This window comes from Ezakiella massiliensis, assembly GCF_059862345.1.
This window is the reverse complement of sequence record NZ_JCBCEO010000007.1, coordinates 49,219-72,989: the sequence shown is the minus strand read 5'-3', so window position 1 is coordinate 72,989 and position 23,771 is coordinate 49,219. Positions and strand designations below refer to the sequence as shown.

Annotated in this window: 19 protein-coding genes, 1 tRNA gene and 1 riboswitch; of the genes, 6 read left to right on the top strand and 14 right to left on the bottom strand. The window is 40.3% G+C overall.

Features of this window, described 5'->3' with window-relative positions; genetic code table 11:
* The first annotated feature begins 52 nt into the window (after positions 1 to 52).
* From AC6FXG_RS08375 to AC6FXG_RS08365, 3 genes are all read left to right on the top strand, one after another.
* Complete coding sequence (locus AC6FXG_RS08375) at positions 53 to 1,075, top strand: lysylphosphatidylglycerol synthase transmembrane domain-containing protein (protein WP_500572330.1); 1,023 nt, start codon at positions 53 to 55, stop codon at positions 1,073 to 1,075.
* 55 nt (positions 1,076 to 1,130) lie between these two features.
* On the top strand, positions 1,131 to 1,394 hold the full coding sequence (locus tag AC6FXG_RS08370) for a SpoVG family protein (RefSeq protein ID WP_075574442.1): 264 nt from the start codon (positions 1,131 to 1,133) through the stop codon (positions 1,392 to 1,394).
* Positions 1,395 to 1,470 (top strand) — tRNA-Ala (locus AC6FXG_RS08365).
* Between the two features lie 97 nt (positions 1,471 to 1,567).
* Here the strand turns inward: AC6FXG_RS08365 and AC6FXG_RS08360 are convergent.
* From AC6FXG_RS08360 to AC6FXG_RS08310, 11 genes are all read right to left on the bottom strand, one after another.
* The gene (locus tag AC6FXG_RS08360) at positions 1,568 to 2,809 is read right to left on the bottom strand and encodes a hypothetical protein (protein WP_500572329.1); all 1,242 of its coding nucleotides are present in this window, start codon (positions 2,807 to 2,809) and stop codon (positions 1,568 to 1,570) included.
* Between the two features lie 181 nt (positions 2,810 to 2,990).
* Positions 2,991 to 3,632: a hypothetical protein gene (locus AC6FXG_RS08355; RefSeq protein WP_500572328.1), complete on the bottom strand. Its 642-nt coding sequence runs from the start codon at positions 3,630 to 3,632 to the stop codon at positions 2,991 to 2,993.
* A gap of 645 nt (positions 3,633 to 4,277) precedes the next feature.
* On the bottom strand, positions 4,278 to 4,727 hold the full coding sequence (locus tag AC6FXG_RS08350) for a hypothetical protein (RefSeq protein WP_500572327.1): 450 nt from the start codon (positions 4,725 to 4,727) through the stop codon (positions 4,278 to 4,280).
* Positions 4,724 to 5,656, bottom strand: a complete 933-nt coding sequence (gene msrB / locus AC6FXG_RS08345) for a peptide-methionine (R)-S-oxide reductase MsrB (protein ID WP_500572326.1) — start codon at positions 5,654 to 5,656, stop codon at positions 4,724 to 4,726. The genes AC6FXG_RS08350 and msrB overlap by 4 nt, the downstream gene beginning before the upstream one ends.
* 9 nt (positions 5,657 to 5,665) lie before the next feature.
* Positions 5,666 to 6,424, bottom strand: a complete 759-nt coding sequence (locus AC6FXG_RS08340; protein ID WP_500572325.1) for an Mrp/NBP35 family ATP-binding protein — start codon at positions 6,422 to 6,424, stop codon at positions 5,666 to 5,668.
* Position 6,425: 1 nt separating this feature from the next.
* Positions 6,426 to 6,902, bottom strand: coding sequence for a 2-C-methyl-D-erythritol 2,4-cyclodiphosphate synthase (gene ispF / locus AC6FXG_RS08335; RefSeq protein ID WP_500572324.1), 477 nt, complete (start codon positions 6,900 to 6,902; stop codon positions 6,426 to 6,428).
* A 5-nt stretch (positions 6,903 to 6,907) separates the two neighbouring features.
* Positions 6,908 to 7,621 carry a 2-C-methyl-D-erythritol 4-phosphate cytidylyltransferase gene (ispD, locus tag AC6FXG_RS08330; RefSeq protein WP_500572323.1) on the bottom strand — a complete coding sequence of 238 codons (714 nt, stop codon included), beginning with the start codon at positions 7,619 to 7,621 and terminating at the stop codon, positions 6,908 to 6,910.
* 7 nt (positions 7,622 to 7,628) lie between these two features.
* Positions 7,629 to 8,678, bottom strand: coding sequence for a PIN/TRAM domain-containing protein (locus tag AC6FXG_RS08325; protein ID WP_500572322.1), 1,050 nt, complete (start codon positions 8,676 to 8,678; stop codon positions 7,629 to 7,631).
* 10 nt (positions 8,679 to 8,688) lie between these two features.
* Entirely contained in the window at positions 8,689 to 9,168 is a 480-nt protein-coding gene (locus AC6FXG_RS08320) for a CarD family transcriptional regulator (protein WP_500572321.1), read from the bottom strand.
* A 521-nt stretch (positions 9,169 to 9,689) separates the two neighbouring features.
* Positions 9,690 to 10,877 carry a cation:proton antiporter gene (locus AC6FXG_RS08315; protein WP_500572320.1) on the bottom strand — a complete coding sequence of 396 codons (1,188 nt, stop codon included), beginning with the start codon at positions 10,875 to 10,877 and terminating at the stop codon, positions 9,690 to 9,692.
* Between the two features lie 43 nt (positions 10,878 to 10,920).
* A riboswitch (Fluoride riboswitch) is annotated at positions 10,921 to 10,991 on the bottom strand.
* Positions 10,992 to 11,072: 81 nt separating this feature from the next.
* Positions 11,073 to 11,996: a stalk domain-containing protein gene (locus AC6FXG_RS08310; RefSeq protein WP_500572319.1), complete on the bottom strand. Its 924-nt coding sequence runs from the start codon at positions 11,994 to 11,996 to the stop codon at positions 11,073 to 11,075.
* A gap of 265 nt (positions 11,997 to 12,261) precedes the next feature.
* On the opposite strand from AC6FXG_RS08310, the gene AC6FXG_RS08305 reads away from it, so the two are divergent.
* From AC6FXG_RS08305 to ppk1, 3 genes are all read left to right on the top strand, one after another.
* Positions 12,262 to 12,933 carry a 5'-methylthioadenosine/S-adenosylhomocysteine nucleosidase family protein gene (locus AC6FXG_RS08305; protein WP_500572318.1) on the top strand — a complete coding sequence of 224 codons (672 nt, stop codon included), beginning with the start codon at positions 12,262 to 12,264 and terminating at the stop codon, positions 12,931 to 12,933.
* A gap of 211 nt (positions 12,934 to 13,144) precedes the next feature.
* Positions 13,145 to 14,035, top strand: coding sequence for a Ppx/GppA phosphatase family protein (locus AC6FXG_RS08300; RefSeq protein WP_500572317.1), 891 nt, complete (start codon positions 13,145 to 13,147; stop codon positions 14,033 to 14,035).
* Between the two features lie 8 nt (positions 14,036 to 14,043).
* On the top strand, positions 14,044 to 16,191 hold the full coding sequence (ppk1, locus tag AC6FXG_RS08295; RefSeq protein ID WP_500572316.1) for a polyphosphate kinase 1: 2,148 nt from the start codon (positions 14,044 to 14,046) through the stop codon (positions 16,189 to 16,191).
* A 293-nt stretch (positions 16,192 to 16,484) separates the two neighbouring features.
* Here the strand turns inward: ppk1 and AC6FXG_RS08290 are convergent, their stop codons facing one another.
* The 3 genes from AC6FXG_RS08290 to AC6FXG_RS08280 all read right to left on the bottom strand — a co-directional run bounded on the left by AC6FXG_RS08290 (position 16,485) and on the right by AC6FXG_RS08280 (position 23,451).
* Positions 16,485 to 17,804, bottom strand: a complete 1,320-nt coding sequence (locus AC6FXG_RS08290) for a bifunctional folylpolyglutamate synthase/dihydrofolate synthase (RefSeq protein ID WP_500572315.1) — start codon at positions 17,802 to 17,804, stop codon at positions 16,485 to 16,487.
* Between the two features lie 197 nt (positions 17,805 to 18,001).
* A complete protein-coding gene (locus AC6FXG_RS08285; RefSeq protein WP_500572314.1) occupies positions 18,002 to 19,660 on the bottom strand; it encodes an S-layer homology domain-containing protein in 1,659 nt (552 codons plus the stop codon).
* A 161-nt stretch (positions 19,661 to 19,821) separates the two neighbouring features.
* Positions 19,822 to 23,451, bottom strand: coding sequence for a CAP and S-layer homology domain-containing protein (locus tag AC6FXG_RS08280; RefSeq protein WP_500572313.1), 3,630 nt, complete (start codon positions 23,449 to 23,451; stop codon positions 19,822 to 19,824).
* Positions 23,452 to 23,771: the final 320 nt, after the last annotated feature.

Genomic DNA, 23,771 nt, shown 5'->3' with positions numbered 1-23,771 from the left:
GAAAAGCTCTTCATTGATAATTTCCCTCAAAAATGGTAAAATATAGATACTTATGGGAAAAAAATATTTAATTGGAATTATTTTAATAACGCTGGTCCTCCTCTTGGTGGGGATTTTTTATGCGGACGGAGTAAGCTCGCTTAAGCTCGCCATAGAAAACCTGGAGCCGCGCTATGTATTTTTAATATTGGGACTCATGTTTGCCTATTGGCTTAGCCAGGCTATAATTATCATGCAGCTGGCCCACAACCAAGGCCAAGCCATGAGCCTTTATGCAGCCTTCAAGACCTACATGATAGGCGAATTTTTTTCTGCTGTCACGCCATTTTCGTCTGGCGGCCAACCCATGCAGGTCTTTTATATGAGTGGAATTGGAATTCCAACCGGCGTTTCGACATCGATTTTGGGAGTCCAACTTTTTTTCTACACTGTAGCCAGGCTGCTAATCACCCTTGCCCTTAGCATCTACCACGGAGATTTTTTCTACGCCCGCGGCTATGCCTTTACTTACATGCTGGTCCTGGGTCTAATAGTTGGTGTGGCCATGGTCGTCTTTATGGTCCTTGCCGCCTACAAGCCAGAGTTCGTCAAAAAAATCGTCCTGGGCTTTTATAAATTTTTGCTAAAGATAAAAATCCTAAAACCCAAAGACGAATTTGTAGAAAAAATCGAAGGGGAAATTGAAAATTTCAACCTAGGCCTGCAAACTTTCAGAGGTCAAAGCCTAGTTTTTTATATAATGATGATTGTGGAGAATATCATCGGCTATTTGGTATTTTATGCAATGACCTATTATATATTTGTATCCTACGGAGTCAGGCCGCCAAGCGTATCGCTCACCTTTGCCATATGCGCAGCAGTCCAAATCTCCAGCGGCTACATCCCAATACCAGGGGCCAGCCTGGGAGCCGAAGGCATGTTCTATCTCATGTTTTCATCCATCCTGCCCGAAGGAGCACCAATATTTTTGGTTCTTTTAACCTGGAGACTCACCACCTACTATGTAAAAATTCTCCTCACCTTCCCCTTTACCATTAAACTAAAAGAGGAAAAGCAGTTGAAAAATAATAAATAATAGTGTATAATGATAGAGTCCTTAGGGATAGATTAAAATAATAAATGAGGTGACTATGGAAATTACAAGTGTAAATGTCAGACTTATGGAAAACACAGGCAAGCTCAAAGCCGTATGCAAGGTTGTGATGGACGACGAACTCGCCATCCACGAACTCAAAATTATCGAAGGCATCCACGGCCTATTTATAGCCATGCCATCCAGACAAGTCAAAGACGAATACTTTGATATAGTCCACCCCGTCACCAATACCATGCGCAAGAAAATGGAAGAAGCCATCTTCAAGGCCTACGAAGCCGAACTTGCACGCGTGGAATAAGGGGCATTGGCGCAGCTGGGAGCGCGTTAGACTGGCAGTCTAAAGGTCAGGGGTTCGATTCCCCTATGCTCCACCAAGATTTAAGGAAGTCGAAAGACTTCCTTTTTTATTATTTTTTACTCCTCAATTTTGCACACAAAAAATGCACCTGCTTAGGTGCATTTAAACTGTTTTTATATGATGAATAATCTCATCATAACAGGAATATTTCCATTTACCATTACTAGAACCGAAACACCACGAAGTTTTGCCTTGTTTTCTCCATGGAATCTTGGGATTAGAGTATTGCTTCCTAGCTCTTCTCCATTTAAAACGCTTCCATCGTCATATGATGCCATTACACTGATATTGCCAAATTCTCCAAGTTCAAATTCAGGTTCTTTTGCCTCTAAATCTTTTATAAAAACGAGATAGAGTTTAGCTAGTTCATTATCAATGCCAAATCCTAGGTCAACCTTGTCATTCAATTTAAATTTCATATAATTTATAAGGTTTAAAGTTTCAATATTTTTCTCATCAAATCTTTCATCCTTTAAAAAGACAAAAGGTATTTCTGAATTGTAATTAATTGACAAACCACTAGCATCGCTGTGTGTTTTCATATATTCATCCATAAATTTTGTTTGGGCTTTAAACCTAGGCATCCAATCTCTAATTGTCACATATTTTGCTATAGGATTGTTTAAAGTATCACCATCTTCGCCCACTCTAGATAAATAAAGTACTCCATTTTTTTCTATTAATTTATTGCCATCAGATAATGAATAATCATTAGTCAGTTTAGGATCTGCCAAAAATGCTTTGATTTCTTCTGCTGTTGCATTTGGATCTGTGGTCTTAACTTGGTCCTTCTTTTCTTCAGCTTTTTCTTCTTTTTTGTCTTCAGTTTTTTCTTCAGCCTTTTCTTCAGCCTTAGCTTCTGACTTGGTGTCTACGATAATTGCCTTGGTTTCTCTATTGTAGTCTACTATAAATCCTACAACTGGGCCTAGGTCACGAAGTTTTACATAGTTGTTTCTGTCAATTAAAGCTGCCTTTAATTCAACTTCTTTGCCATCAACCAAAATTGTGTTTGTAACCATCTTGGCTGTGGTCTTGTCGTGCTTCATTTCTTGTAAGTCAGTGTCAAGCTTTTCGTATGGCTTGCCAAGTTCCAAAGCGATTTGCTTTTTGACATCGTCAAATACAATGTTAAATTGTTTGTCTGTGCCGTTGAGTAGTGCTGCCAAGTCTCTTAGCTTGTAGTAGTTGTTGGCATTGATTAAATATCCGCCAATCTTTGCCTCTTCTCCATCGAGTTCAAATGGTTGGAAACTCTTTTGAGCTTCAGCCATTGGAGCTTCTTGTCCTTCAGCCCTTGCAATAGGTGCTAAAACCATCAGAATTGCAAGTGCAATTAGTAATACTCTTTTCATAAGTACCTCCTAAAAATATTATTACTTTAATCATAGTAAATAACAAATAAAAGTCAAGCTTTTTGTTAGATGAAGGCAAAAAAATATGGCCGGAATAAACCGGCCGCTACAACGCTTCGCGTGTTTTTTGTCTTTCACGAGAATATCGCTTATCTTCTTATAGATATATTTTGCATATATTTTATTCATCAAATCTAAAAGATGCTTTTATCTCTTCCATCATAGGTTTTAATTCTTCGATAAGTGCTTTAATAGCAGAGGATTCTGTATCATAAGAAGAATCTCTAAAATAAAATGCAATATCTCCCAGCTTGCTCAAAAATTTCGCTCCTGGATAAGTTGCATTATTTTTACACACAATTATTTGAAACAGGCTCCCTGAAACTTCTATATTATTTTCATCTTCTGTAAAAAATTCAAAGTTCAAAATTTCTATATTTTCTTCTATCTTATCTTGGATAACATTATAAAATTTAATATTATATTTTTCCTCGGGAATTTCTATACTAAATCCATAATCATCATTATGATAAATCAACTTGTTAGCTTTATATATACCGTAAAGACTCTTTTCATAGTCTTCAATAATTTTTCTTTCTATTTCTTTTTGATGCTCTATCTCTTTTTTTAATTCATCAACTTCCATTTGTTGAATCTCTATTTGTTTTTTAAGGCTTTCTATCGCTGCTTGCTTTTCTATCTCATCTTCATTTTGTGCATTCTCCACTTCCTTTTTTTCTACTTGCACATTCTTATCAACACAACCATAAAACAAAGAAATAAATATCAGAAATGCAATTGCAATTAGTAATACTCTTTTCATAAGTACCTCCTAAAAATATTATTACTTTAATCATAGCGAATAATGAATAAAAGTCAAGTTATTTGTTGGATGAAGGCAAAAAAATGGCCACCGAATTGGTAGCCACATATACGTTTTTTCATTCACTTTTTTCAAATTTATTAATTATGTCTAATATAAATGTTATTGTTAAAATATATTCGGGCAATGCTTTTCGGTCCACATTTTCCTCAGATTGTTGCAACCAATCAAACAAAATTTTTTGTCCGAAATAAATCGGACGCTACCTAAAATTTTGTTTTCTTGGGCAACAAGTTGAGTGAGTCAACGCTAGCCAATCACCTTCGCCTTTTCAAGGCTCGTTTCTTGGGCGTGGCTACAAGTGGACCCTACGTACGTTCTTAAAAATATCCGTAAATTCTCTTTATAATATGCTTGCACTGGTATCTCGTAGGAAAATTTGATGAGAAAGGCGTGAGTCGCAGAAATTTTTCGTCTATAAATTTCTCTCTACTTTTAAATCACTCTAAATTTGTGAGGGAATTTCGATGAGATTCGAAGTGAAAGAAATTTTTTAGGACGCAGGTGTACTTAAGTGTACATCGAGGACTAAAAAATTTTTTCACGAGAATGTCGCGAAATTAACCACAAATTTAACACGAAATACTATTTCTTGAGTTTGCGTACGGGAATATGTTTCTCATCCTTCACCTGTTCAATCCTATCCGCTGACAGCACAACCCCATTCCACGAAACCAGTAGCACGATTAATATCGTTACAAAATCGTACTTATAGGCACCTGGTCCTTTGAAAACGAAGTTTGTTAGGACTAGGCCAATCACGTGAAAGATTCCTGCCAGTGGCAGGCCTTTTTTGTAGGCCTCGTACCTGTCGACTGGGTTTAAAAATGAAGACCTTTTGAAATTAAAGCCACGACCATTTGTCATAAGCAAAACAAATAAGATCAAAAGGGTTGTCACATAAGTGATATTTATAATTATCTTGCTGGTCCTATTGAAATCTGAAGTGTCGATCACCTGGGTCAAAAGAGCTGTGCCCATCAAATAGATGACGGCAATTATAGTAATTAATTTTTTTGCATTTAATTTTCTCATACTAGTGGCTTGTATTCGCCGTACCCCCTTTCGTCCATTTCCTCGTAAGGGATAAAGGTGATGGCTGCACCGTTGATGCAGTACCTGAGTCCGCCTTGGTCGGCAGGCCCGTCATTAAAAACGTGGCCCAAGTGGTTGTCGCCGGCCCGGCTTCTGACTTCGGTCCTAATCATGCCGTGGGAAGTGTCTTCCAAATAATTTATTTTGTCTTGCAAGATTGGCCGACTAAATGATGGCCAGCCGCAGCCTGCATTAAATTTTGTCGATGATGCAAATAGTGGTTCGCCCGTAATCTTGTCAACGTAAATTCCCCGCCTGTATTCGGCGTTTAATTCGCTGGTCCCTGCGCGTTCGGTCTTGTCCTCACGCATAACTGCGTATGAGAGCTCGTCCATTTCGGCTTTTAACTCGTCGTCAGATTTCATTTTATAGTCGCCCACAATTAAGGGCTCATGTGCCAAAGCTAAGTTGACATGGCAGTAGCCTGTGGGGTTATTGTCCAAATAATCTTGGTGGTAGTCTTCGGCCTTGACGAAATTTTTTAATGGCTCAACTTCCACAGCCAGGTCTCCAAGTTTTTCTTCAAAATACCTATAGACTGACATGATTGCTGGCAAATCGCCTTCGTCTGTGTAATAAATTCCGGTCCTGTACTGCCTGCCCCTATCTCCACCTTGCTTGTTAACTGACTTTGGATCGATAATCCTAAAGTAGTGGAGGAGGATTTCTTGCAGGGAAATTTTTGAAATATCATAAATTATTTTCAAAGTTTCCGCGTGATCGGTTGCGTCCACCTCCTGGTAATTGGTGTAGTCGGTCTTGCCGTTGGCGTAACCAACTTCTGTATCCTCGATGCCGGCGATTTTTTTGAAGTAGCCTTCCGTTCCCCAAAAACATCCAGCCGCCAAATAAATTATCCTATGTTTCATAAGTCCTCCTTATTTGTCTAAGAGTTTTTGTAATTCTTTGGCCAGTTCAAAGTACTCGTAGACTTCCAAAAACTCAACTTCGCCTGCGTCCACAGCCCGGCCAATGTCCGTATCGAATGGAATTTCTGCAAGCCTCTTTAGGCCTGGGCGTTCGTCATACTTGCCAAATAAATATTCTTTTTCTCCACAATTCTTGCACCTATAATAGGCCATGTTTTGAACTTCGCCAATTAAATTTTGGTTAAGCCTTAGGGCCATCTCGACCGCCTTGTCCACTGCAACATTTGCCATCTTGGATGGTGTCGACACAACTATAACCCCGTCAACATTATATGATTGGTAAATGGTAAGTGGCACGTCGCCAGTTCCCGGCGGCATGTCCAGAATTAAAAAGTCCAGGTCCCCCCAATTAATTTTGGAATAAAAATCCGAGAGCACGTTCATAAGTACAGGCCCCCTCCAAATTACCGGGTCAGTCTTGTTGGGCAATAGAAGATTCATAGACATGAGGCTAATTCCTGTGTCAGTTACATTTGGATAAATCTCGGTATCGGTACCGCGAGCCAGGTCTTCTACGCCAAAAATTTCTGGTATGGATGGGCCAGTTAAGTCGCAGTCCAAGATGCCGACCTTGAGTCCCAGCTTGTTTAAGTGTGTTGCTATCAAGCTCGATGTGAGCGATTTGCCAACGCCGCCCTTGCCGCTTACAACAGCGAGCGTGTATTTTATCTTTGAATTTTCATTTAAATTAAATTTTTCTACTTGCATATTAATCCTTCTTTATCATAGCTATGGCCAGAGCCTCAATCGAAAGCCCTTGGCCGCTTGCGTCCATTTTCTCTTTTGTGGTGGCCTTGATGGCGATTTGACTAATCTCAATTTCAAGTGCCGCCCCAATATTTGCCTTCATCTTTTCTATATAGGGATTTAGCTTTGGCTCTTCGGCAATAACCGTCGAGTCGATATTGCCAATAATGTAGCCTTCCTCGTCCAATTTTTTCTTAACTTCTTTTAATAATTTAATAGAAGAGATTCCCTTGTATTTGGGATCGGTGTCAGGAAAGTAATAGCCAATGTCCCTGAGACCAGCCGCTCCCAAGAGGGCGTCCATAATGGCGTGGATGAGGACATCCGCATCGCTGTGGCCCAAGAGGCCGTCGTGGTCGCGGAGGACTTCCCCACCTATAATTAGCGGCCGCGACTTTTCAAAAACGTGAATGTCGTAACCTTGTCCAATTCTTAACATTAATTTTAATTCTCCTTTAATGACTTCCTAAAAAGTTCCGCCAGGACCAAATCCTCTGGCGTGGTGATTTTTATATTGTCGTAGGACCCCATGACCATGGTAACCTGGAGGCCAAATTTTTCCACCAGGGACGAGTCGTCGGTCCCCTCTATATTTTCTCTCTCTGCATAAATATAAGCCCGTCGCAAATCTTCCGCATAAAAAATTTGCGGAGTTTGAGCCGCCCAAAGTAAGGCCCTCTTTGGCGTCAGATAGACCTTGTTGGACCCGTCGTCAAAAACGTTCTTGATCGTGTCCTTGACCGGAACGCCAACCACAACCGCCCGTAGGTCCAGCATCTGCTCTATGGCCGAGTCAATTGTCTCTACATGGACAAAAGGTCGAGCCCCGTCATGGCTAAGGACAATATCCACATCATCGGGCAAAATTTTCAGGCCGTTTTTTATGGATTCCTGGCGAGAAGATCCACCTTCTACCAGGGCGACCACTTTTTTAAAGCCGCCGGACTCAATAATATTTTCGCGGACATAATCGATCTCCTCCTTGCGAGCAAGGACAATAATCTGGTCCACGTACTTGGATTTTTCAAATTTATTTATAGTGTGGGATAAAATTGGCTTGCCGTCAATGAGGAGAAAAGTCTTGTTGATATCCGACTTCATCCTGTTACTCATACCAGCTGCCGCAATTAAAACCGCCACCTTCATCGATTCAATCATAGTTCACCTAAATAAGCTTAACGAAGATCATCCGCCCAGCCGAAGTTTGCAAAACACTAGTAACCTCCACGTGTTGGATGGTATCGACCAGTCCTGATCCATCTTCGACCACGACCATGGTTCCGTCGTTTAAAAATCCAACGCCCTGACCAGCTTCCTTGCCCTGGCGGACAATTTGTAAATCAAATCTCTCGCCTGGCAAAACCACCGGCATAAGGGCAGTTGATAAGTCATTTATATTAAGGACGCGAATGCTCTTGACTCCTGCGACCTTGTTTAAATTGTAGTCGTTGGTCATGACGACCCCGCCCTCTTTTTGGGTCAGTTCCAAAAGGGCCAGGTCAACCGTGGTCTTCTTGTCCTTTTCGTAATCCACGACCCGGACTTGGTCTTTGAACTCGTGGGTCATTTGATTTAAAATATCCAGGCCCCGCCTGCCTTTTTCCCTCCGCATAGAGTCGGCCGAGTCCGCAATAAATTGGAGCTCTTCCAAGACAAAAGATGGCACAATGAGGTCCCCATCAATAAAACCAGTTCGCATGGCATCCAAAATCCGCCCGTCAATAATAACAGAGGTATCCAAAAACTTCTTACTAGCCTCAGTCCCTGCCGACTTGTATTTTCTGATATAGGCCTCCAGATCATCTTTGCGTCTTACGGCGATGGCCATTGAGACCATAATAACTGTAATGTAAATAACAACTGAAAGAATATCCACAAGAATTGGAATTTTGATCCCAGAAATTATTTTAACAGCGATATATGAAAGGCCCAGGCCAATCAAAAGTCCGACCGTACCCAGTATAACATCGAGGACGCTTAGCTTTTTGATATCGCTATCCAATTTGTCAATTAATTTCCTAACCCGGTCAATGAAAAATTCAGATGATAAATAAAAAATAATAAAAAATAAAATAACAGCTGCGGCATAAGTCGCAATTTCATATCCCAGTTTAGGAAATTCAAACTTAATTAGAGAAGTTACAAGCAGGACCAAACCATAGCCTATAACTCCTCCCAAAAGGGCAATTAGCCACTTAATTATTTTTCTTGCCATAACAATATACCTACTCTAAAATGCACTCTTCAATTCTTTTAATTGCAGTGGCCTCGTCAACATCGTAGGCCATGATGATCTCGCTCAAAAGTAAATTCATAGAATTGGTCAGCATCCGCCTGTCTCCGCCCGATAGATTTCTCTCACGGCTGAGAAGGGTCAAGTCACGAACAACCTCTGCCACCTCTATAATATCTCCTGACTTGAGCTTTTCAAAATTATTTCTGTGCCTCTTGGACCAATTGCCATTGGTCTTTTTGGCTTCGGCCTTGAGAGTTTCCAAAATCCCGTCCAGCTCGTCCTTCTCAATTATCGGACGCAGGCCCAAGTCTTCGGCCTTGTCAACTGGCACGGAAACCACAACCTCGTTTACAGGAATCTTGATCGTGTAATAATCCTTGACCTCACCCAAAAGCTCCTTCTTTGAAATTTCGGTGATAACTCCCGCCCCATGCATAGGATAGGAAACCTTGTCACCAATATTAAACATAAAACACCTCCTTATGTGTGTATGTAATGAAAAATTGTTAATGTAATTTTGCTTACAATACGCCTTCTATACCATTGATACCCAAAGAGCAAGCAAATTACCCAAAAGGCATTTACGGTTAATTTGCGGTTAAAATTGCTATGAGATTCTAGGTGAAAGAAACTAAAAAATATGGCCGGAATTCTCCTCAGACTCTTGTCCTCAATCGTTCTTCCCTTCGGTCTAACGATTGAACAAGAGGTTGCGTGAGTCGCTGCATACCAATCGAGCATCGTTGCCACTCGCTCTCTTGGGCAGGGCTGCAACCGGCCGCTACAACGCTTCGCGTATTTTTTAGTTTTTCACAAGAAGGTCACGAAATTAATTAATTTTTATATCCTCTTTTTTCTATATATAATTTGCGAGGAAAAATTGATGAATTTTTGTAGGCTAAGACTTTTTGACGAGTGAGGTGTACTCAAGTGTACACCAGAATGAGCAAAAAGTCGAACACTGCAAAAAGTCGCAATTTTAACCGCAAATTACTGTAAATTGCGGCGTAGCCTATCAATGCCTATTGCCCCCATCGGTGCCGTAATTAAAATCCCCATAACAGCCACCGACAAAATAATATTGCCGGATGATAGACCTGCTGCCAGTGGTACTGAGCCGATAGCCGCTTGGACTGTGGCCTTGGGCAGGTAGGCAACGACTGTGAAGAGTTTTTCTTTTCCTGTAAGTGGAGTTTTGATTAACGAGATTAAAACGCCGATTGACCTTATGGCAAGGGCTATAAAAATCATGAGAACTGCTGCAAAGCCAGCACTCAATGTATATCTGATGTCAACAGCCGCGCCAACAAGAACGAAGAGCAAAACTTCTGCCCCTATCCATAGTTTGCCGAATTTTTCCGACAACCTGGCGGAGACTTGGTCGGTCATTTTTACTCTTAACATGCTAGCCATTGACACGATTGCGAGGAGTCCAGAAATAGCAACTACATTTGTAAGTTTTTCTTCCAAGGCCATTATCATAAATGAGATGGCGAGAATGATTATAAGCTTGGTGGAGTTTCTAATCATCCGATCCTTATTAAAAGCGTTTTCAAAAAAATAATACAAGATATAGCCGATCATGGCTCCAAAAATTATGCCGAGTATAATTGAGATGGGCACATTTAAAAACTGAATTGCATTTATATTTCCGCCTTGGGCCATGGACAAAAAGCTTGTGAATAAAACTATGACGAAAATATCATCGCAGGATGCCCCGGCCATTATCATTTGCGGAATGCCTTTTTTGGTCCCGATATTGTTTTCGATCATATAAACCATGCGTGGGACGACGACAGCAGGGCTAACTGCTGAGAGGACACTACCCATAAGGGCTGCATCGATAAGAGATATGCCGAAAATCTTTGGTGCAAAAATTACATATGCCATGATTTCAAAAGTCGCTGGCAAAAATGAAAGCAAGATTGCCGGCCGACCGACTTTTTTTAAATCAGCCAAGTCAAGGGAAAGTCCGGCCTTAATTAAAATTATAATGAGGGCCATCTTGCGCAGGTCGGCAGAGATATTTAAAATGGACGGGTCAAGTAAGTCTAAGACAAAGGGTCCCAGCAAAATCCCTGTGACCAGCATGCCCACGATTGAGGGCAATTTTATTTTCTTGCAAATGGCGCCAAGGGCAAGGCCGACTAGCAAAATTAATCCAAGTGATGTTAACATAATTCCTCCTAAAATAAAAAAACCGATTTCTCCCACAGAAAATAATCCTGCAGAAGTCATCAGCCTAAGCGGTTTTGGTCAGCGACCAGGGAGAACTTCATCTCCGATATTAATTTTATTATAGAATAAAGATAGGGGCTTGTCAAGAAAGCAAAAAAGCAAGGGCCCTCGGGCTCTTGCTTCTTATTTCTTAATTTAAAATTCGATTTCTAAATGTTCCAAGATTTTTACTAAATCTTCCCTTCCAATATAGCTGGTCTTGTCTTCTATATTAAAATCCTTCATCTCAATAAGCATATCGTCAATTTGCATTTCCTTATTTTCATTGTAGATGATGACTTTCTTGTCGGCCTTTGTGATTTCGGTGGTATTGGTATCTCTGATCCAATTGACTTCTGCACCCAGACCTTCAAGGGCCTTTCTCAGATAATAAGTGTCAGCTGTTTTTTCATAGGCCTTTAGGACATCCTTTTCATCTGGAACTTTGCTTTCGTCAGTTTTTTTCTCGTCGGTTTTTTCTTCGTCAGCAATTCCTTTTGTATTTAGAATTTCAATTTTTTCTGGGGCTGCAATCGGTGGAATGCTCCTAGTTGCGATTGTGTAGAGAACTAATAGTTCGCTTGGCAAAAAGTCCTTTTCTTCTTCGCCTGCAAAGTTCTTTGCTTTGACCTCTTCGCCTAAATTTAGATCCAATCTATTGGCTATGCCGTGGCCGTCTTTATCAAAATAATCCACATCCATGGAAAATTTTGACTCGTCCACATTTACCCCGATTACGTCTGGTGTCATTTGTGCTAGTAGAGAAAGCATGATTGGCGTGTCGGCCCTGTAGAAGTATTGGATTTTTTCGCCCTTTTTGAACTTGTAATCCTTGACAAATTCGCCAGTCTTTAAATCAACCACTCTTGTCTTTACATATAAAAACATTTCCTTTTCGCCCATGTCGCCCTTGTCCATATCGTTGTCGACTAAAATTCCCTCATAGTCGCCATCCGGGACATTTGTAACTGTTGCAAATCTTACTTCATATTTCATTGGTTTTTCCTCACTTTCCTTGGCAAATGACAGGCTGGTAAAAACCATGCAAATAGCCAAAGTTATAGATAAAATTCTTTTCATATTACATCTCCTTTTTAATAACAAATATAAGCATATCGCTTTATATCAGTACAAGTATTTTAACACAAAGGGATTTTGTTTTCAAATTTAATGCACTCTACTCATAATTGGCTGTGGCGTAACGGCGATCCTTTATGGTTGCCATTAAAATGCCGAATGCCCCTTGTGGACCTGAGGCATTTTTTGTTTTCCAGCAAATTCTGGCAAAATTCTCTTGCATATGATAAAATTAAATTCAAGGAAAAAATATACACGAGGTGATAATATGAACATAGGAATCCTAGTTGCGGTTGAATTTGATGCTTTTTACAATATATATGGGGAACCAGTCGAAAGGTACAAGCACGGGGGCTTTGAGGTTTTAAAATACCATATCCACGACAAGGACGTTTTCGTTTGCCCTTCAAAGGCTGGGCAAATTCGTGCGGCCATGGCCATGACTCTCCTTCTTGACTTTTACAAGTGCGAGACCATCATAAACTACGGTGTGGTGGGCGCCTTGAGCAACCAAGAGGTCGAAGAGCTGGCAGTGGTCGAGAGCGTTTGCCATTACGAATGGGACACAACGAATGCAGACGGCGGACCCAAGGGCAAGTACGAAGCCTTTGACGAAATATTTTTCAAGTCCACACCAAGGCTTGTGGACCTGGCCCAAAAGATCGATCCGCATTTAAAAAAAGTCAAGCTGGCTTCAGGCGACAAGTTTGTGGCAGGCCTTGAGGCAAAGACAGCCCTCCGTGAGGAATGGGGCTGCGACATCGTAGACATGGAAGGGGCAGCCATAGCCATCTCCTCAAAACTCTACGGGGCCAACTTCGTCATGATCAAGGCAGTTTCAGACGCCCTAACCGAAGGCGGAGCAGAATTTTACGACAACTTCGAACGCGCATCCAAGGTCGCAGTAAAAATCATCGACGACCTGATAAGAGAAATTTAAATTTAAATTCAATTTAAGCCCTGGCCTTTTGGTCGGGGCTTTTTGCTTACAAAAAATAATTTTCATATTTAACACAGATTTAACATTCCTGTGTTAACATCTAGGTAAGTGTGGTGGCAAACGTCGATTGACTGGTCTTTGAATGGGCGAAAAATCTACGCGACCACTTGATTTCCTAGATTTAGTTTTAAACAAATTCAAGGAGGAAAAAATGAAATACGGAATTATAGACATTGGTTCAAACACCATCCGCCTGATAATTTATCTGGTGGACGAAGATAAAAATATTACAAGACTCAACGACAAAAAGTATGTGGCAGGTCTGGCCTCTTATATAAAAAAAGGTTTTCTAACCAAAAAAGGCGCGGACAAGCTGGTTGGCGTTTTAAACAAACTCTACAAACTCTGTGACACCTTTGGAGTGGACAAGGTCTACCCCTTTGCAACCGCGTCTCTCCGCAATATTAAAAACTCAGACGAAATATTAAAATTTGTTGAGGATTACACGGGCAGAGAAATCGACCTTGTCTCAGGCAAGGAAGAAGCAAGGCTTGGCTACCTGGGCATTAGAAACGATTTCGATATGAAAAGCGGCTACATCTTTGACATCGGCGGCGGATCTACAGAAATTACCCTGATCGAAAACGGCCAAGTGACCTCTTCAGTTTCTATGGCTATCGGATCCCTGTCCCTATACAAGGACTATGCAAACGGCATTATCCCCAAAAAATCGGAGGCCGTAAAGATGCAGGCCAAGGTCCTGGCCCATTTGAAAAAATGCAAGATAGTGAGAAAGAAAAATTCTCTGGCCTACGGAATTGGCGGCACCATAAGGGCCTGCGGCAATGTATCCATGGAGCTCTTTGACCTGCCAACCGCAAATGAACTTGACCGCGATATTTTAAATGACCTCTACCAAATGATGATGGAGGAGAAAAAATCTGCCCTTACAAAAACATTGCAAGTAAACCCTGCTAGAATTCACACCATCACTCCCGGTATGATAATTCTGCGTGAGCTTATGAAATATTTTAATTTAAAAACCCTCTATATCAGCGACCACGGTGCAAGAGAAGGTTATTTATCAAAAATTTTAGAATAGGAGACGAAATGCAAGAAAAAGACAAAGAAGAACTCTACAATTATACCTACAATCGCGAGCTTTCCTGGCTGGGCTTTAACGAGCGAGTCCTCCGCGAAGCCTTGGACGACAACAACCCGGCCTACGAAAAATTAAAATTCATTGCTATTTTTAACAGCAATCTGGACGAGTTTTTCAACGTGCGTGTGGGATCTTTAAACGACTTGTCGCTCTTAAAAGACCCGCCTGCCGACAACAAGACTGGCCTCAGCCCAGATGAACAGCTGGATTTGATTTACAAGAGGACTGGCGAACTTCTCAAGGAAAACGAAGACCTCTACAAAAAAGTTATGAAAGACTTGGGAGAAAAGGGCATTCACTCCTACAAGTACGCCGACCTAAGCGAAAAGCACAAGGCCTATGTGGACAAGATCTACACTGACCAAATCGAACCCATCTTGGCCCCACAAATCATAAATAGCTTTCACCCCTTTCCCTTTATCGAAAACAAAAACATTTATATAATCTGCGAGCTGGATGATGACGGCGAATACAGCCTCGGCCTCTTGCCAATTCCCTACGCCCTTCCAGATTTTTATATGCTATCCGACAAGGAGTGGATTAGGACCGAAAGCATTTTAAAGGCCAAGGTCGACAAAGTTTTCTCCTTTTACAAGGTCAAAAAATCCTACATTATGAACCTGCACAGGAATATGGATTTAAATTACGAAGACCACCGGGAAGACGAGGCCATCGATTACAAGATGCAGATGAAAAAGCTTTTGAAAAAGCGGACCCGCCTGCAAGTTTTGCGTGTAAATACGGACAGCCCCTTAGAAAAAACCACCCAGGAATTTTTAAAGGACCGTTTAAATATCAAAGACCACCAGTTCTTCACCTACACCAGCCCCTTTAATATGGGCTATGTCTTTAAGCTTGAAAACAATTTAAAATCCGTTTGTGATCCAAACCTATTTTACGATTCATTTGCCCCCAAGCTGGGCCAGATGATCGAGCCAAATAAGTCCATGTTCGAGCAAATCGAAGAGCGCGATCGCCTTTTGATCTATCCATACGAGGACATAGACAGCTTTTTAAAACTCTTGGAAGAAGCCGCCGAAAACCCCGATGTAATTTCAATTAAAATTACCATTTACAGGTTGGCAAAAAACTCCAAGGTCGTAAAAAATCTTTTAAAAGCCAAGGAAAACGGCAAAGAAGTCACCGTAATATTAGAACTCCGTGCGCGTTTTGACGAGGAATCCAACATCAACTACTCGCAAACCCTTTACGACGAAGGCTGTACTATCCTCTACGGAACCGAGGACTACAAGGTTCACTCCAAGGTCTGCCTGATTACCTACAAGGACGCATCCGGCAATATAAAATACATCAGCCAAATCGGGACCGGCAACTACAACGAATCCACTTCCAAGCAGTACGCCGACATCTCCCTTATGACCGCCCACCCAGGTATAGGCAAAGATTGCAACAATTTCTTTAACCACATCAATCTGGAAAATGTAAACCACATTTATGAAAATATTTTGGCAGCCCCCTACACTTTGAAGTCTTCCATACTGGAAAAAATGGAAAGGGAAATCAAAAAAGGCAAGGACGGCAAGTTGTTTTTAAAATGCAATTCCGTAACCGACAAGGAAATTATTAAAAAACTCTCCGAGGCCTCACAAGCAGGCGTCGATGTACGGATGATCGTCCGCGGCATCTCCTGCATCCGCCCACAAGTCGAAGGCTATACGGATAATATCGAAATCAAATCCATAGTCGGCAGGTACCTGGAGCACGCCCGAGTCTATATCTTTGGCGACAACGAAGAAATCTACATCGGCTCAGCCGACCTCATGACCCGAAACCTCATCAGAAGGGTTGAGGTCATCATTCCAATTTACGACCCCGCCATCAAGGAAAAAATCGTCGAATACATGAACATCCAGTGGCTTGACAACACAAAGGGACGCATGATAAATAGCCAGGGCAAATACGAAAAAATCTCCGTCACTCCTGGTGAAGACTTGATTAACTCCCAAGAAGCCATGATGGAACTGGCCAAAAACCGCCAGCCAAAAGCTGACCCAAATTCAAAAAAGAATAAAAAAGTAAAAGTTGAGAAAAAAGAAAAATGGCTGGATAAAATCCGCCAACTCTTTAAAAAATAATCCACATATAAGACTTAAACAAAAGACCGGCTGATAAATAAAAATCAACCGGTCTTTTATTTTGCAAAAATTCCAACAAAAAAATTCGGTCCACATTTTCCTTGAGAATTGTTGCCAATCGGTCAATTTCTTGGCGACCATTTGCGTACGAGGCGGAAGTTGTAGAGGTTACCTTTATGGTAACCACCGCCTCGTGTGCAGGGATCGCCTCTACGGGAAATTGACCTCTTGGGCGTGGCTGCAAGTGGACCCTGCACGCTTCGCCTTATTTTTCTTTTTTGATTAAATATAAATTAATGCTTACCCTTCATTTTAAAAATTTCCCTGACCATGGGGAGGGATCCGCAGCACAAGACAATGTCCTTTTCACTAGCCTTGTCCACAGCCCACTTATAGGCCTCGCTTAAATCTGGGATGACTTGGATGTCGTCTTTATATTTCAAAGTCTCAGCCCTTAAATCTTCAATGTCCCATGAGTGATTTGGATCCTCTATTTTTGTTATTACAAAATCATCCGCCAATCCGCAGATTTTTTCCAAAACATAAGGGTCAATCTTCTGGCAAGTATAAAGTACTACCAGCCTGTCATAGATAAAGAGTTTCAAGGCCTCAGCCAAAGCGTCAACCGCCGCCGGATTATGGGCATCGTCGACCAAGACGCGGGGATGCTTAAAGGCAAGTTGCAAACGCCCATCGGACTTGGCCGTGTAAATGCTCGGTCTGATGATCTCAGTAAAGACTTTAAAATCGCCCTTAAAATGATCTAAGACGATCATGGCAAGGGCCGCATTGTACATTTGGTGGATGCCAATAAGGCTAGTTATCATTCCAGTATAGCCCATAAAATGAAAGTCCGTTTCGTGCTCGTTAATGGCGTCGACAACGACCTCTTCCTTTTTAAAAGTGTAATAAGGAGCCTCATTTTCCTCGGCAATAGCCCTTAAAATTTCGTCAATCTCATCCTCTTGGGGGTAGGCAAAAACTGGGCAGGATTTTTTAATAAGCTTTCCAATATTTTTTGCGACCTCCTCAGGAGTCTCTCCCAAACCTGCAGCCTTATCCACAGAAATACTTGTGATTACAGTGGCAAAAGGCGAGCTCATGATATCAAAAAGATCCGCTGACTTGTAGGCCGCAAATTCAACCACGGCAAAGTCCACTTTTTCCTGGCAAAAATAAATAAACATTATAGCCATCAAAATATCTTGGCAAGAGACCTTTAAGCCCTCCTCATCCAAAGAAGCAATCACCGGACGCAAGCTATCAATATAAAACATAAAGCGTTTTTTGGGAATGCTTTCATAGTTAATGGAAATGGCGTTATTTATCTCGCCCAAATAAGGATCTATAAAAAGCCCACAGAAACCAGTCTTCCGCAAATTATTGGTCAAAAAATTACAAACTGACGACTTGCCATTAGTCCCTCCAACAGCAATTATCTTTAACTTGTCCTGAGGCTTGTCAAAAAATTCCATCAGCCTCCTTAGGCCCTGACCATTAGAAAGCCCCACCCGCGAACCTATAAAATCCACGTATTCACCAAAGTCTGCCTCATCGTAATGCTCATCCTTAAATTTCAGATTCCTTACATGGTCAATAGAAAAATCTTTCATCCCATCACCCCTTTCGTATAATACACTAATTTAATTTTATCAAAAAGACCAAAATACTTCAAGAAAAAAGCCTAGGATTTGCCCCAGACTTTAATTTTTCCTTTAAATTGTTTTATAATTTAATTTTCTCAACAATGTCTGCAATCCACTTTGCAAACTCTATAAATACTCAAGCCCTTACTTGGCCAAGCCTACCTTTAATAGTCGTCATAATAATCGTCATAGTAATCATCATTATAATCGTTATTATAATACCTATAATCATTCCTATCAGAACCCCAGCCGTCAATATCCAAGCCTTGGTTGAGGCAGCCTGAATTGGCCCTTGGGTATTTGGACTCATCCCACCTGTGGTCTTGGCCCATAGTCCTGTCGTCGATTAAAAAGTACTTGTATCTTAGCATCTCCTTGCCATCAGTTGTAACAGGGTCATCCCAGGTTGTATCAAGATGATAAAGCTCGCCATCAATCTCAACCAGATTCCAAGCGTGACCTCCCCAACCCTCAGAATTATAAGCATCACCAGAAATTATACTCGATTTTAGGCCCACTTCCTTAGCTAACAGGTCAAATGTTGAGGCATAGCCACTACATACCGCTTTTCCAAATTTAAAGACTGACAAAGGCTCATAGACAGTTATATTTTCGCTTATATTATAATTCCCAGACAGATACTGATCATAGGCGTAGCTGGTGTTGTTTACAATCCAGTCGTGGATGTACTTAGCCTTTTCGTAATCACTCTTGTACTCGACTTCTCGAACTATATCTTCTATAGTCCGCCTATATGACGCAGCCTCTTCCTTTGAAATTATATATTTAAATTTGTTTACAGATTTATAATGATCTGCGTTACCGCCCTCCGACACAACACCTAAAAGTAATGGAGTATGGGAAAATTCACCAAAAATATTCATAAAAGACTTATCAGTCCCCTCATATATACTTTCGTCGTAAGTAATCTCAAAGGATGGTTCTTGATTTAAGATTGCATTTATAAACTTTTCCCTGGCCTCCTCATAAGTGGCAACATAGTTTGGAGAAGCCTTGGCCTCGGCAACTCTCTTTTCGTGCTCCATAGTCTCCAATTCTTCCTCAGTAAGTTGTCTGTTGGCCTGATTAGTAATCCCCATCATAGTTTTTACTTGGTCGACAGCTTGATTCATTTGGCCAGCCAGGTCTTCATTAAAATTATCACCAATGGGAACAGAATTAAAGTCAAAAGACAAAAGACGATTTTTATTGGCCTGGGCCAATTCAGCCTTGTTTACGTAAATCCCCTTGACATTTAGCTTATAAAGAATAGTCGCAGCCTCAGCCCTAGATAGAGGCTTGGCTGGATTTAAATAATTGTAATCATCCCCTTGGATAATTCCCATATCCTTTAAAACCAAAATATCCTTGGCCCTCTTAATGCTGGCATTATCATTAAAAGTCAAAGTAGAAGTCGGAGTATAATTTGGGAAAAGCTGGCCCAAAAGCCCAAAGGCCTCGTCCCTTGTAATAAGCGACTGACCCTGAAAAGTGGAATTATTTTTAAGAAGTCCCGTATTTACCAAATCGTTCAAATAAACATAAAACCAATCATCAGCCTTCACATCATAGTAATTAAGGGTATCAGGATAATTGTCCAAACCCTTAAACTTGCTAATAATGGTCACGTATTCAGACCTGGTAATCTTTTTATCAGGCTTAAAAGTTCCATCCTCATAGCCAGTGAAAATATTATTTGCAGCCGTCCACTCAATATAATCTTTGGCCCAGTGGCCATCAATATCCGAAAAACTCGCCGCCTCAGCCCAGCCACCCAGGGCCAATACCAAAACGAAAACGACCAAGAAAAATCTCCTCTTCATCTCATCCTCCTCTTATATATTTATTTAATCCATATACTTAAGATAATTGTACTCCCTAGCACCCCTCCTGTCAATAAAGTGCAAATTGCTATTGCAGGCAGGTCGCAAAAGTAAATACAAACACAAAAAAGAGAGGCCAAGGCCCCTCTAAAATTTTGCCCTTATGCAGCAGGTCTAAGAGTTTCTTCTGTGCTTCCTACTGAATTTTCAACAGGAGTAATTGGTTCCTTTGAATCTTCTTGACTTTCTGCACCTGCATCTGCATCTGGATTTGTATTTTCTTTTACAGTTTGATCTTTAGTACTAAATATGTTAACACCAACGAGTAAGTCCATTTTTTCTTCATCATCTTGGCCCAGTTTTGAGCTTTCTTCTGCAATCCAAGCTGAGACCCACATAGTCTTATAGTGTTCACCCATCATATTCCCATAATGTCCTGGACTATCTTTCCACATTTTAAACATATCTTCAGCTATTTTCTTGTAGTCTTTTAAATATTCATTACAATTTATCGGACCATCGTCAGTTGTGAGTTCATAATCGTATTTTTCAGGGAGCATAGTATTGCAAAGTAGGTTTTCACCAAGATATCTTGCCCCATCATAATCATAACCTGGAAGGTAATCAAAGGCTGTTCTAAATGAATCGCCATTTAATCTTTTATGCTTCTGATCAAGGTTTTCCCCAACTCTAATATGACCCCATTCTGCAAGTTCCTTACTTCTAATATCTGTTCCTTTTTCTAAAGACTCATCAAGAGTAAGTGCATTTAAGCCCTGTCTTGCTCTTTCTTCGTTAACTAACCTCAAGAATTCTTCTCTAAAGGCAGTATGATTAAAGCCTTTTCCTGTTACGAAACTCTCATCCCTAGTACTATCCTTGTCAAAGAACATTTTAGCGTAATCAAACTCATCTTTTCCAAATGAGAAGTCTGAGATTTTATCTAGGAAAGCGTTTTCTTCTTCTAGAGCTTTCTTTTCTTCTTCGGCTTTCTTTTCGTCGGCCGCTTTTTTAGCTTTTTCTACTTTTTCAAGTCTATCATTTAATTCTTGCTTCCTTGTAGTATCTGTAACTTTTTCAATTGCTTCTTTAGCATTTGTAATATCTTGATCTGTTACATCGCCTTCTTTATCTTCAAGTGCTTCTACAGCTGCTTCGGCTTCTGCTTGTGCAGCGGCTTCTTTAGCTTTCTTTTCTTCTTCAGCTTTCCTTTGGTCTGCTGCTTCCTTGCCTGCCTTTGATGTGTTGTATCTTCTCAGGAAGTCTTTTTTCTTATCAGGATCTGTAACTGCATCGATTTTTTCTTTAGCGTCAGCAAGGTCTTGATCAGTTACTTCTTCATCACTCTTTTCTTCAAGTGCTTTTAAAGCATCTTCAGCTGCTTCTTGTGCGGCTGCTTCTTCTTCAGCTTTCTTTTTATCAGCCTCTTCTTTTGCTGTCTTTATGGCATCTAACTTAGCTTGCAATTCAGCTTTCTTATTACCATCTTGAACGCTATCGATTTTATCTTGAGCATTTTTAATTAATTCATCAGTTACTTCTGCGTCTGGTTTTTCCAGATCAGCTACTGCTGTCTCAGCTGCGGCTTCCGCTGCTTTCTTCTTGTCAAATTCTGCTTTAGCTTCTTCTACTTTATTAAGTTTGGATTCTAATTCCTGTTTCTTTACAGGGTTTGTAACTTTACCAATTTTTTCTTTAGCATCTTGAATTTCTTTATCCGTTACATTACCATTCTTTTCTTCAAGTGTATTTACAGCTTCTTCTGCTTCTGCTTGTGCAGCTGCTTCTTCTTCAGCTTTCTTTTTGTCAGCCTCTTCTTTTGCTGTCTTTACTGCATTTAATCTATTTTTCAAATCTTGCTTCTTTGCATCATCTGTAACTTTGTTAATTGCTTCTTCAGCATTTTTAATTTGTTCGTCTGTTACATCGCCTTTTTTATCTTCAAGATCTTTTAAAGCATCGTCAGCTGCAGCTTCAGCTGCTTTCTTCTTATCAAATTCTGCTTTAGCTGCTTCTACTGCTTCAAGTTTTGTTTGTAATTCCTGTTTCTTTTCAGGGTTTGTAACTTTACCAACTTTTTCTTTAGCATCTTGAATTTCTTGATCTGTTACATCGCCTTTTTTATCTTCAAGTGCTTTTACTGCTTCTTGTGCTTCTGATTGTGCGGCTGCTTCTTCTTTAGCTCTCTTTTTGTCAGCTTCTTCTTTTGCTGTCTTTATGGCATCTAACTTAGCTTGCAATTCAGCTTTCTTAGTAGCATCTTGAACGTTATCAATTTTATCTTGAGCATTTTTAATTAATTCATCAGTTACTTCCGCATCTGCTTTTTCAAGGTCAGCTACTGCTTTTTCAGCTGCCGCTTCCACTACTTTCTTTTTGTCGGCTTCTTCTTTTGCTTCTTTTACAGCATCTAATCTATTTTTTAGATTTTGTTTCTTGCCTTCATCCGTAACTTTTTCAATTGCTTTTTCAGCATTTGCAATATCATCATCTGTTACATTACCATTTTTTTCTTCAAGTGCTTTTAAAACTTCATCAGCTGCTGTTTGTGCGGCTGCTTCTTGAGCCTTCCTTTCTTCTTCAGCTTTCTTTTCGTCTGCTTCTTTTTTTGCTTCTTTTAAATCATTCAATTTATTTTGTAAAGCTTCTCTCTTTGCAGTGTCTGCAACTTTATCAACTTTAGCTTGAGCAGCATTAATATCATCAGAAGTTACTTCTTCAATTTTCTTGCTTTCAAGCGCATTTACAGCTTCATCAGCTGCTTCTTCAGCCTTCTTTTTGTCAGCTTCTTCTTTTGCTGTCTTTATGGCATCTAACTTAGCTTGCAATTCAGCTTTCTTAGAACCATCTTGAACATTATCAATTTTATCTTGAGCATCTTTTATTGCTTCATCAGTTACTTCTGCGTCTTCTTTTTCAAGATCAGCTACTGCTGTTTCAGCTTCTGCTTGCTTTTCTTCTGGACTTGGTCCTGGTTCCGGTGTCGGTGTTGGACTAGGATTTACCTCTGGATCATAAGTTGGCCCATCCCAATAATCATTGCCTGGCCAATATGGTGGGTTGTAATAATCATCATCCCTATCCTTCTTGGCTTGATCATTTTTCTTTTCTTGGTCCTTTTTGTCAGCTTCCTTTTTAGCTTCTTCAGCTTTTTTGTCAGCTTCCTTCTTGGCCTCCTCAGCCTTCTTCTCTGCTTCCTTCTTGGCTTCTTCAGCCCTTGCAAATGATTCCTTAACTTCTATTTCGTTATAAACCATTTCAAAAGCATATTGTCTAATAACATCGTCCTTGTAGGAAGAAATCTTAACATCAGCTAAAATCCCTACTTGATTTGCAAAATCAATGTAAGGTTGGGCCCAATATTCACTTGCATAGTCAGGCTCAACAAATTCTTTGTTCAAGCGAGTTAAAATTGTAATAGCCTCCTCAAAAGTAATGTTGTCATCAGGATGAAAAGTTCCATCTAGATGGCCCTTTATATAACCCTTTTGTGAGGCGTAATTAATTATAGCGGCTGCCCAGTGGTCTGCAGGCACGTCAGTAAAGATTCCTTCCACTGAAAATGCCTTTGCGAATTCAAGTTCACCTGTAGCTACCAAAACCATTTTAGTAAACTCTGCCCTAGTGATTGTTTTTTCCAGGTCAAGTTTTCCCCCGTCCCTTCCTTGGACGTAATTTTTTTCTACTAGCCAGTCAATCTTGTAATTGCCGGCTCCCTCTGCTTGGACAAAAGGCACTGATAAAAATACCATAAGTCCAACCAAGACAAAAGTTAAAATCCTCTTTGCCATATCCATCCTCCTATTTTTATTTTATAATTAAATTTAAAAGAAATTCTTTCCTATATATAATATATTTTATAATTTAAATATCTTTATGTCAATATAACAAAAAATTTTAATTTTTAATTACCTATGCCAATAAAAAATTTTTAAGAAGTAAGCACACTGTTAATAAACTAAGTTATACAAGATATAGTGGTTGGATGATTTTAAAGGCGCAGTGAAAAGCAAAAAATGTTTTTGTTCGCCTTTCGGACTATGTGCACACATAGGTCACGCTCAGTCAATGTGTCCGACGAATTTCATCGCCCACAAAAAACCAAATAAAA